Source organism: Streptomyces sp. NPDC097619, from assembly GCF_040302735.1.
Classification (GTDB): domain Bacteria; phylum Actinomycetota; class Actinomycetes; order Streptomycetales; family Streptomycetaceae; genus Streptomyces.
In genome coordinates, this window is sequence record NZ_JBEOSD010000056.1 from 15,210 (window position 1) to 27,781 (window position 12,572).

A 12,572-nucleotide genomic window follows, 5' to 3' on the forward strand; every position below is an offset into this window, starting at 1 on the left:
GTGCGCGTGCGACCCCGACGAATCGCGGGGTTTGTGATGACCATGTGATGTGGACTTGGTCTCACGGGGGCCTTTATTCCTGGGAATCCGCGAGTCTTCCTGCCTCTCGCGCGCAGATCCGACGGAATTGCGGACCCGGTCCGTCCGGCCTTTATCCCGAGTGCGGAATCGTTTTGAGCGCGGTATTCGGAATTGAACGCTCCGTATTACGGGGGGCCGGATCCGTTCAACCAGAACGCCCCGTACACCGCCGCCCCCACGGCCAACACCCCCACCACCGCCGCGGCCCGCCCGGTCCGCCACCTGGCCAGCGCCACCGCCGGCGGCAGCAGCAGCGGGAAGGCCGGCAGCAGCAGCCTCGGCTTCGAACCGAAGTACCCCGAGGCGCACAACGCCAGCGCGACCACGATCCCGCAGTACACCAGCAGCGGAACGGGCTGCCGCCGCCGCACCCCCAGCACGTACAGCCACAGCACCAGCGCCACCCCGAGGACCAGCCCGAGGCCCGCCGCCGTCGACGCCCCGCCCGCCGCCAGCCGGCCCCCCACGAACCGCGCGAAGGCCGACCCGCCGTCGAAACCGTTCCCCCAACCCGCCTGCACGTCCAGGTACCCGAACAGGCCGCCCCCGGTCCGGGCCCCCACCCACAGCACGTAGCCCGCCGCGCCCAGCGGCGCCAGCACCGCCCCCGCGACCATCCGCCCGGAACGCTCGCCCGCCCGCAGCCGCAGCAGCACCGCCACCCACACCGCCGCCACCACCGCGGCCCCCACCGGGCGGGTCAGCCCGGCCGCCGCCGCCAGGAGCCCGGCCGGCACCCAGCGCCCGCTCAGCACGCAGTACAGCGACCACGCCGCCAACGCGGTGAACAGGGACTCGCTGTACGCCATCGACTGCACGATCCCCACCGGCAGCGCCCCCCACAGCGCCGCCGCCAGCAGCCCCGCCCGTGGCCCGTACAGCCGGTCCGCCACCGCGAAGACGCCCCAGGCCGCCGCCAACGAGGCCACCCCGGACACCAACAGCCCGGAATCCGCGTACGACAGACCGGTCGGCGCCGACACCGCCCGCTCCAGCCACGGCAGCAGCGGGAAGAAGGCCAGGTTCGAATGGACGGCACCGTCGGGCAGCACCACCTCGTAGCCGTACCCCAGCTCCGCGACCCGGGTGTACCAGAGCGAATCCCAGCGGGCCGACAGGAGCGTGTGCGGACTGCTGCCCTCCACCGCGCTCCACGCGCCCAGCACCATCAGCCCCAGCAACCGGATCGCGGCGAACACGGCGAGCGCGGGCGCGGCCCGACGAACTGCAAGATCTTTCACGGGCATGATTATCGGTGGCGCCGGACCGGACCCGCGGTCACCACAGGTCACCGGCCCGGCACGCGCGGCAGGCGGGTGGCGTACGCCACACTCCGGCGGCCCGCGGGGTGAGAGCTTGGCCACGCGCACCGGAAGCGAACTCGCGTACGCTGACGGTTCCTCGCGTGCCGGTGCCGGACCCCGTGGGACACCCCGCCCGAACCGTGGCGTGGCAGAACCGACGAAGCTGGTCCGCCGAGTGCGAGGGATCACCGGGAGGTACGTACATGTCAGGGACCGAGACGGCCGGCGCCCGCCGGACCCCTTCCCCCTGGCAGCGCCTGACCGCGGCCGCCGACGGCGGCAACCGCTGGACCGTCCTCGTCGTCCTCTGCGTCAGCCTGCTCCTCGTCGCCCTCGACGCGACCATCCTGCACGTGGCCGTGCCCTCCGTCTCCGAGGACCTGCGCCCCGGCTCCATCGAGCTGCTGTGGATCGTCGACGCCTACCCGCTGGTCTGCGCCTCCCTCCTCATCCTCTTCGGTACCCTCGGCGACCGCGTCGGCCGCCGCCGCATCCTGCTCCTCGGCTACGCCCTCTTCGGCGTGGCCTCCGCCGTGGCCGCCCTCGCCCAGGACGCCCAGGTGCTCATCGCCGCCCGGGTCCTGCTCGGCGTCGGCGGCGCGATGATCATGCCCGCCACCCTGTCCGTGATCCGGCAGGTCTTCCCCGACCGCCGAGAACGCGCCGTGGCCATCGGCATCTGGACCGCCGTCGCCGCCATCGGCGCCGCCACCGGCCCCGTCCTCGGCGGCTTCCTCGTCGAACACTTCTGGTGGGGATCCGTCTTCCTCATCAACATCCCGCTGATGGCACTGCTGCTGCCCGCCGCCCGCTGGCTGCTCCCCGAATCCCGGGGCGCCGCCGACGGACCCTGGGACGTGCTCGGCGCCCTCATGGCCGCGGGCGGCGTCCTCGGCGCGGTCCTCGGAGTCAAGCGGGCCGGCGCCGCGCAGACCTTCCTCGACCCGGCGGCCCTGCTCCCGCTCGCCCTCGGCGCCCTCCTGCTGGTGCTGTTCGTCCGCCGACAGAAACGCCGCACGCACCCGCTCATCGACATGCGGATGTTCTCCCGCGCCACCTTCTCCACCTCCGTCGGCTGCATCGTGCTGGCCATGCTCGCCCTCGTCGGCCTGGAGCTCATCGCCGTCCAGTACCTCCAGCTCGTCCTCGGCCTCGGCCCCCTGGAGACCGGACTGCGGCTGCTGCCCCTCACCTTCGCCGCCATGGCCGCCGGAGTCGCCGGCTCCGCGGTCCTGCACCGCATCGGCCCTCGGCTGATGGTCTCCCTGGGCTTCACCCTCACCGCTCTCGCCGTGCTCCTGCTGACCCTCATGGGCCAGCACGACCGCCCCTGGCTCCTCGGCGTCGGCTTCGTGCTCCTCGGCTTCGGCCTCCAGACCACCCTCTTCGGCGCCTACGAGTCCATGCTCAGCGAGGCCCCCGCCCAACAGGCCGGCGGCGCCGCCGCCATCGGCGAGACCTCCTACCAGCTCGGCGCGGGCATGGGCATCGCCCTCCTCGGCAGCGTCATGAACGCCGCCTACGCGCCCGCCCTCCGCGAGGTCCCCGGCGTCGCCCCCGCCGACAGCGCCGCCGCCGGCCACTCCCTCGGCGAGGCCTACCAGATCGCCGCCGGACTCGGCGGCCCCGCGGGCGCCTCCCTCTACCGCGCCGCCCGCCACGCCTTCGTCCAGGGCCTCCACCTCACCCTGTACGTCAGCGCCGCCCTGCTGCTGCTCGGCGCGCTCGCCGCGCTCCGCCTGCCCCGCGCCGCGGACCCCGCGCCCGCCCCGGGCGAGACGGCCGACACCCCCCGCGCCGCCTGCGGACGCCGCACCGTCACGGTCCTGCCCGCCCAGACCCGTCACGCCCGCCCGGCCGCCGCCCGCGCCCGCGTCCCCGGCCCGACCCGGCACGACCGGGGCGAACCGGCACGCTCTGGACGCACGGCACCCTGAGCCGTAACGTCGGCCGCACACCAGGAAACTCACACTGCTAGTTTCGTGCCCGCCGGGAGGCCCCGCCGTGTCCGCTCCGTCCGCACCGAAGCCGTCGGCCTTCGACCCCGCCGACCCCCTCGGCATCGACGACCTCCTCGACCCCGAGGAGCTCGCGGTCCGCGACACCGTCCGCTCCTGGGCCGCCGACCGCGTCCTGCCGCACGTCGCGGACTGGTACGAGAGCGGGGAGCTCCCGCAGATCCGCGAACTGGCCCGCGAGCTCGGCTCCCTCGGCGCCCTCGGCATGACCCTGGAGGGCTACGGCTGCGCGGGCGCGAGCGCCGTCCAGTACGGCCTGGCCTGCCTGGAACTGGAGGCCGCCGACTCCGGGATCCGCTCCCTGGTCTCCGTCCAGGGCTCCCTCGCCATGTACGCCCTCTGGAAGTACGGCTCCGAGGAGCAGAAGCGGCGCTGGCTGCCCGGCATGGCCGCGGGCGAGCTGATCGGCTGCTTCGGCCTGACCGAACCCGACGTGGGCTCCGACCCGGCCGCCATGCGCACCCACGCCAAGCGGGACGGCTCCGACTGGATCCTGACGGGCCGCAAGATGTGGATCACCAACGGCTCGGTGGCCTCGGTGGCCGTGGTCTGGGCGCAGACGGAGGAGGGCGTGCGCGGGTTCGCCGTGCCCACCGACACCCCCGGGTTCTCGGCGCCCGAGATCAAGCACAAGTGGTCGCTGCGCGCCTCGGTCACCAGCGAGCTGGTGATGGACGGGGTCCGGCTGCCCGCCGACGCGGTGCTGCCCGGGGTCACCGGCCTCAAGGGGCCCCTGACCTGCCTGGGGCACGCCCGGTACGGGATCGTGTGGGGCTCGATGGGGGCGGCCCGCGCCAGCTTCGAGTCGGCGCTGGACTACGCGCGCACCCGCGAGCAGTTCGGGAAGCCGATCGGCGGCTTCCAGCTGACCCAGGCCAAGCTCGCCGACATGGCCCTGGAGCTGCACAAGGGGATCCTGCTCGCCCACCACCTCGGGCGGCGGATGGACGCCGGGCGGCTGCGGCCCGAGCAGATCAGTTTCGGCAAGCTCAACAACGTGCGCGAGGCCATCGGGATCTGCCGCACCGCGCGCACCGTCCTCGGGGCGAACGGGATCTCGCTGGAGTACCCGGTGATGCGGCACGCGACGAACCTGGAGTCGGTGCTCACCTACGAGGGCACCGTGGAGATGCACCAGTTGGTGCTGGGCAAGGCGCTCACCGGCCTCGACGCCTTCCGGTAGTCCGTGCGGTCCGGCGGGACCCGTCGCGGACGTCGCCCCGGGCTGCCGCCGGTGAGGGCCCCGCTCAGCTCTGGTTGAAGAAGCCGTCGGCGGCGCGGCCGCCCTCGCCGCTGACGACCTGGGTGTCGGCCGGGGTCAGCAGGAAGACCTTGGCCGCCACCCGCTCGATCGAGCCGCGGAGGCCGAAGGTCAGACCGGCCGCGAAGTCGACCACGCGCTTGGCGTCGCCGGACTCCATGGAGGAGAGGTTGACGATGACCGGGACGCCGTCCCGGAACAGCTCGCCGATGCCGCGGGCGTCCCGGAAGCCGTCCGGGGTGACCGTGGCGATCCGGCGGCCCTGGCCGACGGCGGAGTCGGAGGCGACCCGGACCCGCGGGTCGGTCACCCAGGCGTCCTGGGAACCGTTCGGAGCCTCCGCGTACTCGTCGTCGTAGTACCGTTCGTCGTCGCTGTCCTCGACGAGACCCAGCCAGGCACTGGCCTTGCGCACCGAACCCATGGACGCCTCCTTTCACCGCGGTCTGTTCTTGGTTCCGCACTCCCTATGGTCGTCCATGATGCTGACAGTCCGCCAAGTGGATAGGCGCCGCGCAGGGGTTTCGTGACGGTTCTGGTGCAGAACGGCTCAGGCCCCGGTAAGGGAGCAGGCGCCTACGACTGCTGTCTGAGTGAAAATACGACCCGTCGCGCCATCCGGGTGAGGCGGCGTGCGTACGGGTGACGGAACGGGCTGGGGATACGATTCCGGCCACACGCGTACGACACGGGGGGAACACCAATGTTCGGGATCGTCAGACCCTGCACGCACCGGCTCGGCGAGCGCTACAAGGCCGAGTGGACGGCCCATCTCTGCGGGCTCTGCCTGGCACTTCGGGCCGACCACGGACAGCTGGCCCGGGTGGTCACCAACTACGACGGGCTGCTGGTCTCGGTCCTGACGGAGGCTCAGACCGGCTCCGGCCCCGCCACCCGCCGCACCGCCGGGCCCTGCCCGCTGCGCGGGATGCGCACCGCCGACGTGGCCCGGGGCGAGGGCGCCCGGCTCGCCGCCGCCGTCTCCCTGGTGCTGGCCTCCGCCAAGATGCGCGATCACATCGCCGATCGGGACGGCCTGTTGGCCCGGGCCCCGCTCGCCGCGGCCGCCCGGACCGTGGCCCGGGGCTGGGACCGGGCCGGCGCCCGGACCGGCTCCGCCCTCGGCTTCGACACCTCCGTGCTCGTCGAGGCCGTGGACCGCCAGCCCGGCATCGAGGCCCTCGCCGGACCGGGCACCCCGCTCCTCACCGTCACCGAGCCCACCGAGACCGCCACCGCGGCCGCCTTCGCCCATACCGCGGTCCTGGCCGGACGGCCCGGCAACGCGGCCGCGCTGGGGGAGGCGGGTCGCCTGTTCGGACGCCTCGCCCACCTCCTCGACGCCGTCGAGGACCACGAGGCGGACGCCGCCGCCGGCGCCTGGAACCCGCTCACCGCCACCGCCACCCCGCACGCCGAGGCCCGCCGGCTCTGCGAGGACGCCCTGCACGGCATCCGGCTCGCCCTCCACGACGCCGAGTTCGCCGACGGCGGCCTCGCCCACCGCCTCCTCGTCCACGAGCTGCGGGCCTCCGTGGACCGCGCCTTCGGCACCACCGCCTGCGGACACACCGGCCACGGCACCGGCCCCGGCACCCTCCGCGCCGCCCACGGCGGCAACCCGTACGCGGGCGGCCCCCAGGGCGGCGGCCCCTACGGGGCGGACCCGTACGGCGGCGGCGGGCACCCGGGCAACCCCTACGGGAACGGCCCCCACGGGGGCGGCGCCGCCGGATACGGTGCGGTCCCCCCGCCGCCCGGCGCCGGCGGGCCCGGCGGCTTCGGCGGCGGCTCCGGACACGGCGGCTCCGGACGTCCGCCCCGACGCGGCTTCTGGGAGGGCTGCGCGGTGGCCGTCGGCCTCTGCTGCACCTGCCAGGTCTGCTGCGCCAAGGAGTACGAGGGCGCCTGGTCCCGCAAGAAGCGCGAGGGGATCTGCCGGGACTGCGACTGCCTCGACGGCTGCGGCGACTGCAACTGCGACTGCTGCTGCTGTCCCTGCGACTGAGGGACCATCGGCTCCGTACGGAGTACCGCCGGGTGCCCACCCGGCGGTCCCGTGGGGAAACTGACGGCATGACCACCCCCGGCACCGGCGCCCGCACCGCCCGCCGGCACCGGCACGCCCCGACCGCCCGACGGCCGGAGCGCGGTCCCGCGCCTCGCGCGCCACTCCCCCCGACCACCGTCCGCCGACCCGCCGCCGACCCGGAAGGTCGAGTTCCGGCCGTTCCGGGGCGGCCCGGCGAGCACCTCGGGGGAGGGGCGCCGGCCCCGACGCCCGAGGCGGGCGCCACCCTTCACGACCGGACCCGTCCCGGACCCGCCGGCCCCGCGTCCCGCGCCGCCGGCGCCCCGGTTTCCCACCGCCCCGCGCCGCCTCCCCCCGCCCTCACGGGCCCCTTCATATCCGCCTCCCCCACCCCCGGGAACACCCGTCCGCTGCCCGCACCCGCGGGCGAGTGACGGCCGAAAGACGCCCTTGCGGGTCAAAACCGACGCCAGGACACTCCCGTCCAGCGCACCCCCACCATGGGCCCCCGAACCCCTCAGGGAGGACGAGAAGTGAGGCTCAAGCGCATCACCCCCACCCGGCTCACCGCCATCGCAGCCGGACTCGCCGCCGTCGCGGCCCTCGCCGCCCCCACGGCGAACGCCACCGGAAGCGACCGCGAGGGCTACACCGCCACCCGTCTCGCCGCGGCCGGAGCCGCCGTGCTCCGCGCCGACGTGGCCGGCACCGCCTGGCACACCGATCCCGCCACCGGCACCCTCGTCGTGGCGGCCGACTCCACCGTCGCCACCGCCGACCTGAACCGGATCCGCCGCGAGGCCGGAGCCGACGCCGGAGCCCTGCGCGTCGAGCGCGTCCCCGGCAAGCTCACCCGGCTCCTGTCGGGCGGCGACGCCGTGTACGCGAGCAGCTGGCGCTGTTCCGTCGGCTTCAACGTCCGCAGCGGCAACACGTACTACTTCCTCACCGCCGGACACTGCACCGACGGCGCCGGGACCTGGTACACGAACTCCTCCCGGACCACCGCCATCGGACCCACCGTCGGCTCCAGCTTCCCCGTGAACGACTACGGGCTGGTGCGCTACGACAACGCCTCCGTGCCCCGCCCGGGCACCGTCGGCAACCAGGAGATCAGCAGCGCCGCCAACGCCACCGTGGGCATGTCCGTGACCCGTCGCGGCTCGACCACCGGCACCCACAGCGGCACCGTCACCGGCCTCAACGCCACCGTGAACTACGGCGGCGGCGACGTGGTCTACGGGATGATCCGCACCAACGTCTGCGCCGAACCCGGCGACAGCGGCGGCTCCCTGTACTCCGGCACCCGCGCGGTGGGCCTGACCTCCGGCGGCAGCGGCAACTGCTCCTCCGGCGGCACCACCTTCTTCCAACCGGTGATCGAGGCCCTCAACGCCTACGGGGTCAGCATCTACTGACCCCCGGCCCCCGGCCGCCCCGCACCACGAGCCCCCGCACGCCCCTGGACGTTCCCCCGCCTTCTGGGAGGATGGCCGGGGGCGTCCGGCTCCGGCGGCGACGGGGGGAGCGTGCCCAGATGAAACGGATCGGGATCACCGGCCACCGCAGCATCCCCGCCGAACTCCTCGGACACGTGCGGGAGGGCCTGCGGGACCTGCTCTGCGGACACCCCGGCCCGATGGAGGCCCTCTCCAGCCTCGCCGACGGCGCCGACCAGCTCTTCGCGGGCATCGCCCTGGAATGCGGGGCCGACCTCACCGTGGTCATCCCCAGCGAGGACTACGAGCGCGACTTCGCCGCCCCCGAATCCCTGGCCCGCTACCGGCGCCTCAAGTCACGGGCCGGACAAGAGGTCCGGCTCGGCTTCCCGCACTCCACCGACGAGGCGTACTACGCGGCCGGCACCTTCATCGCCGACAGCTGCGACCGACTGATCGCCGTCTGGGACGGCCGCCCGGCCCGCGGCCTCGGTGGCACCGGCGACATCGTGGCCTACGCCCGCGGCCTCGGCAAACCCGTCACCGTCATCTGGCGCGAAGGCGTCGACCGGGACTGAACCCACCCGCACCACCCCCGCGCCACACGTGAGGCACCGTCAACTGCTGTGCCGGGCGAGCCAGTCCGTGTGCTGCGGGGAGACGTACCGCTCGGTCTCGTACACCGCCGAAGGCCACCCCTCCTCGGTGACCGTCGTCTGCATCACCACCATCATCGCCGCGAGATCCTGCTCGATCAGACTGTGCGCCTCGATCAGCGGATGGTGCCGGCGCATCTCGTTCCAGGCGATGCCCGCCGCGGCCGCCGCGCTCAGCAACCCCGAGAGCCCCGCGCCCGGCCCCGAACCCAACGCCCGCAGCAGCGAGAAGAACAGCGCCAGCACCGTCAGCAACACGATGGTCCACGACCACACCGCGGTGGCCCGCCGCGAGACCTCCGTCCGCCGCCGGTACCAGTTGCGCTGCTCGATCAGCCGGTCCCGGACGTACGTCTCCCGGCGGACCCCGTACGGGCGCTCCCGCAACCGCCGCATCGCCGGGGTGATCTCACCGCCCCGCCGCACCTCCGGCCCGATGCCGGTCGGCTCCGCACCCGGCACGTCCCCGCCCTCGCGCGGATCCGACCAGCCCATCTTCCCCAACTCCGCGAGCCCCGCCTCCAACCGGGACAGGTACAGGCCCTCCGGATCCCCCCGGTCCGAACCGAACGGGGCCCCGTGCACCGCGTACCGCCACGCGAGGGACTTGATGAACTCCGCCGCGGAACGGTTCAGCTGCCACTGCGGCCGGGCCCGCCGGCGCGTGGCCCGCACCCCGATGAGCAGCACCCCGGCGTACGCGATCGCGCTCAGTGCCCCGAACAACCGGAGCGGCCCCACCGGCACCGACGGCAGGGCCGCCAGTGCGGCCGCGGCCACCAACAGGAACAACTGCCCCCGCGTGGCCTGCGTGGACTCGCGCTGTCGGGAGATCGCCGCCGCGTCGGCGTGGTGGAACAGCGCGGGAAGGTCCTCGTTCCGGAACGTCGTGCTGTCGAGCGATCCTGCCGAATCCATCACAGCGGCCCCCATCGTCTGCTGTTCTGGCCCCGTCCGCTTGTATCCGGCGCCCCACCGCCGGTCCCGCCCCCACCCGCGCGGAAGGCCACCCGACCGGGTGCCGACCGCCGACCGCTCGATCCGACGGCTCGGTCCGAGCGTTCGATCCGCCGGTTCGATCCGAGCCGGAACCAGAACGCTTGACCTGGTGTCAGGAGGGTCATGTCTCAGTTGCCAAGAGTGGCCAGAAGAGTAAAGTCCACACCGACACTAGCGCGTAGCTCTTGTCATTTCCATGCCCATTCCTTAAGGACGGCCGTGAAGACCACTGCACTCCCGACCGGCGCCGCGCAGAACCGGCGTGTTCCCCTGTCCGAGATCGACACCCGCGCGGGTTCCGCGGCCGTCGCCCTCAGTCGGGTCCTCCCGTCGGAAAACGGCCGCACCGTACAGGAACCGATCTTCAACTCGGCTCTCTAGCCCCGGAACAGGGCCCTAGACTGGCGCAATGAGCGGCCTGATCGCATTTCGCGAGATCGTCCTGAAAGTCCACAGCAGATGTGATCTCGCCTGTGATCATTGCTACGTCTACGAACACGCCGATCAGAGTTGGCGCAACCGTCCGAAATCGATTTCCGACGAAGTCCTCGAACGGACCGCCGACCGTCTCGCCGCCCACGCGCGGGACCACGCGCTCCCCTCCGTCACCGTCATCCTCCACGGAGGGGAGCCCCTGCTCGCCGGAGTCGAACGGCTCCGCCGGGCCTGCGAGGAATTCACCCGGGCCCTGCGCGGCACGGCCGCCCTGGACCTGCGCCTCCACACCAACGGCCTGCGACTGTCCCCCCGCTTCCTCGACCTCTTCGCCGAGTACGACGTACGCGTCGGGATCTCCCTCGACGGCGACCGCGCCGCCAACGACCGGCACCGCCGCTTCGCCGACGGCCGCACCAGCCACCCCCTGGTCCTCAAGGCCGTGGCCCTGCTCCGCGAGGACCGCTACCGCCGCCTCTACCAGGGCCTCCTGTGCACCGTCGACGTGCGCAACGACCCCGTCGCCGTCCTCGACGCCCTCATCGCCCTCGAACCGCCCCGCGTGGACCTGCTCCTCCCGCACGCCACCTGGGAGACACCCCCCGAGCGGCCCGACGGCACCCCCGACGGGTACGCCCGCTGGCTGCTGCGCGCCCACGACCACTGGCGACGGCGCGGCCGCCCCGTGCCCGTCCGGCTCTTCGACTCCCTCGACAGCACCCTCGCCGGCGGCCCCAGCCTCACCGAATCCCTCGGCCTCGCCCCCACCGATCTGATCGTCGTCGAGACCGACGGCAGCCTCGAACAGGCCGACTCCCTCAAGAGCGCCTACGACGGCGCCCCCGCCACCGGATTCGACGTCTTCCGGCACTCCTTCGACGAGGTCGCCGCCCACCCCGGCATCCGGGCCCGCCAGCTCGGCCTCGCCGCCGTCGCCCCCACCTGCCGGGCCTGCCCCGTGGTCCGCTCCTGCGGCGGCGGCCTCTACACCCACCGCTACCGCGCCGACAACGGCTTCGCCAACCCCTCCGTCTACTGCGCCGACCTCAAGGAACTCGTCGACGGAGTCGCCGGACGCACCGCCGCCGAGGCCACCGCCCCGCAGCTCACGGACCCCGCCGCGCTGACCGCCTCCCACCACGAACTCACCCGCATCCTGCTGGCCCGCCTCCACGAGGAACTCGCCGGACGCGGCGGCCCCGCCTGGCAGCGGGCCTGGGAACTGCTCGGCGCGATCGAGACCGACGGACACGGCCCCGCGGCCCTCGACCCCGTCCTCGCCCACCCGTACACCCGGACCTGGCTCCTCGCCGCCCTGGACGCGCTGCGCGCCGGCCGCCCCGCCGGCCCCCGCGCCGCCCGCCGGCTGACGGCCCTCGCCGCCGCCGCCGTGGTCCGCGGCCGGCTCCCGCACCCCGCCCCGCTGCCCCCCTCGCCCGGCCCCGTGCACCTGCCCACCCTCGGCACCCTCCGCACCGGCTCCGGCGACGCCGAACTCCGCGCGGTCGGCGAGGGCTTCACCACCGGATCCGGCACCGGCCGGCGTCACCTCCGCCCCGGCCGCCCCGCCCCCGGCTGGCAGCCCCTGCGGACCTGGACCGGGCCCGGCCCCGAAGGCCCCCGCGTCCTCCTCGACGACCTCGACCCCGACCGCCACTGCTTCCCCCGACCGGCCCGACTCCGCCTCGGCCGGACCGAGGCCGCCGCCTGGCAGGACCGCCTCACCGCCGCCTGGAGCCTGCTCTCCGCCACCCTCCCCGAACAGGCCCGCCACACCGCCGCCTGGCTCACCACCCTCACCCCGCTCGCCGACGGCCCCGCCGCCCCCGGCCCGGCCGCACCCCGACGCCACGGACCCGGCGCCCTCGGACTGCCCCGCGACGCCCCGCCCGAGGACACCGCCCCCGCCCTCCTCACCGGGGTACGACGGGCCCGACTGCGGGCCCTGACCGAGGTGACGGACCTGTACGCCCTCGACGGGGAATGGCTGCACCCCTCACCGTGGCGGGAGGGGCGGCCCGTGCCAGTGTCCGTGCTGCTCGCCGACGTCCACGCGGAGACGGCGGCCGAGGCGTGGCGGCGGGCCCGCGGCGCGACCGACGCGGGAGCGGCCGGGGGAGCCGGGGTCGCGGACCTCCAACGGAGCCTGGACCGCCTTTCCGGATGTGCGGAACTCACCCTCACCGGAAAGGCTCTGGTGACGGACTTGCGGTGGGAACTCAAGACCGCCGGGATCTGATCGGCATCCGATCGGGACCTGATCGGGGCCTGATCGGGACCTGATCAAGGAATTCGGCAATGGGTGGGAAAATTCCCGTCCGTAACGGGTACGCGCCCCCGCCCGGAT

The 12,572-nt window shown here is 74.1% G+C and carries 9 protein-coding genes; 6 read left to right on the top strand and 3 right to left on the bottom strand.

The window, feature by feature from the left end:
• Positions 1–206: 206 nt before the first annotated feature.
• A complete protein-coding gene (locus tag ABTZ17_RS17375) occupies positions 207–1,328 on the bottom strand; it encodes a putative hexosyltransferase (RefSeq protein WP_502994717.1) in 1,122 nt (373 codons plus the stop codon).
• Between the two features lie 260 nt (positions 1,329–1,588).
• Between ABTZ17_RS17375 and ABTZ17_RS17380 the strand changes: the two genes are divergently transcribed.
• Positions 1,589–3,322, top strand: coding sequence for an MFS transporter (locus ABTZ17_RS17380; RefSeq protein WP_352196487.1), 1,734 nt, complete (start codon positions 1,589–1,591; stop codon positions 3,320–3,322).
• A gap of 67 nt (positions 3,323–3,389) precedes the next feature.
• Positions 3,390–4,586, top strand: a complete 1,197-nt coding sequence (locus tag ABTZ17_RS17385; RefSeq protein ID WP_352196488.1) for an acyl-CoA dehydrogenase family protein — start codon at positions 3,390–3,392, stop codon at positions 4,584–4,586.
• A 64-nt stretch (positions 4,587–4,650) separates the two neighbouring features.
• Here ABTZ17_RS17385 and ABTZ17_RS17390 read toward each other — a convergent pair whose 3' ends face one another.
• Positions 4,651–5,088, bottom strand: a complete 438-nt coding sequence (locus tag ABTZ17_RS17390; RefSeq protein WP_352196489.1) for a cell division protein SepF — start codon at positions 5,086–5,088, stop codon at positions 4,651–4,653.
• 279 nt (positions 5,089–5,367) lie between these two features.
• On the opposite strand from ABTZ17_RS17390, the gene ABTZ17_RS17395 reads away from it, so the two are divergent.
• From ABTZ17_RS17395 to ABTZ17_RS17405, 3 genes are all read left to right on the top strand, one after another.
• Positions 5,368–6,672: a DUF5685 family protein gene (locus tag ABTZ17_RS17395; RefSeq protein ID WP_352196490.1), complete on the top strand. Its 1,305-nt coding sequence runs from the start codon at positions 5,368–5,370 to the stop codon at positions 6,670–6,672.
• Between the two features lie 557 nt (positions 6,673–7,229).
• Positions 7,230–8,114, top strand: coding sequence for a S1 family peptidase (locus ABTZ17_RS17400; RefSeq protein ID WP_502994718.1), 885 nt, complete (start codon positions 7,230–7,232; stop codon positions 8,112–8,114).
• A gap of 119 nt (positions 8,115–8,233) precedes the next feature.
• Positions 8,234–8,713 carry a hypothetical protein gene (locus ABTZ17_RS17405; protein WP_352196492.1) on the top strand — a complete coding sequence of 160 codons (480 nt, stop codon included), beginning with the start codon at positions 8,234–8,236 and terminating at the stop codon, positions 8,711–8,713.
• Positions 8,714–8,752: 39 nt separating this feature from the next.
• On the opposite strand, the gene ABTZ17_RS17410 is transcribed toward ABTZ17_RS17405, so the two are convergent.
• On the bottom strand, positions 8,753–9,709 hold the full coding sequence (locus tag ABTZ17_RS17410; protein WP_352196493.1) for a DUF4231 domain-containing protein: 957 nt from the start codon (positions 9,707–9,709) through the stop codon (positions 8,753–8,755).
• Positions 9,710–10,199: 490 nt separating this feature from the next.
• Here ABTZ17_RS17410 and fxsBH point away from each other — a divergent pair, with 490 nt between their 5' ends.
• Positions 10,200–12,464: a radical SAM/SPASM protein FxsBH, inactivated beta-hydroxylase extension form gene (fxsBH, locus tag ABTZ17_RS17415; RefSeq protein WP_352196494.1), complete on the top strand. Its 2,265-nt coding sequence runs from the start codon at positions 10,200–10,202 to the stop codon at positions 12,462–12,464.
• Positions 12,465–12,572: the final 108 nt, after the last annotated feature.

Excerpts from the sequence above, each read along its gene's own strand:
- ABTZ17_RS17390 (WP_352196489.1), bottom strand. The coding sequence starts at position 5,088 with ATGGGTTCGGTGCGCAAGGCCAGTGCCTGGCTGGGTCTCGTCGAGGAC.
- ABTZ17_RS17375 (WP_502994717.1), bottom strand. The coding sequence starts at position 1,328 with ATGCCCGTGAAAGATCTTGCAGTTCGTCGGGCCGCGCCCGCGCTCGCC.
- ABTZ17_RS17395 (WP_352196490.1), top strand. The coding sequence starts at position 5,368 with ATGTTCGGGATCGTCAGACCCTGCACGCACCGGCTCGGCGAGCGCTAC.
- ABTZ17_RS17405 (WP_352196492.1), top strand. The coding sequence starts at position 8,234 with ATGAAACGGATCGGGATCACCGGCCACCGCAGCATCCCCGCCGAACTC.
- fxsBH (WP_352196494.1), top strand. The coding sequence starts at position 10,200 with ATGAGCGGCCTGATCGCATTTCGCGAGATCGTCCTGAAAGTCCACAGC.
- ABTZ17_RS17410 (WP_352196493.1), bottom strand. The coding sequence starts at position 9,709 with ATGGATTCGGCAGGATCGCTCGACAGCACGACGTTCCGGAACGAGGAC.
- ABTZ17_RS17380 (WP_352196487.1), top strand. The coding sequence starts at position 1,589 with ATGTCAGGGACCGAGACGGCCGGCGCCCGCCGGACCCCTTCCCCCTGG.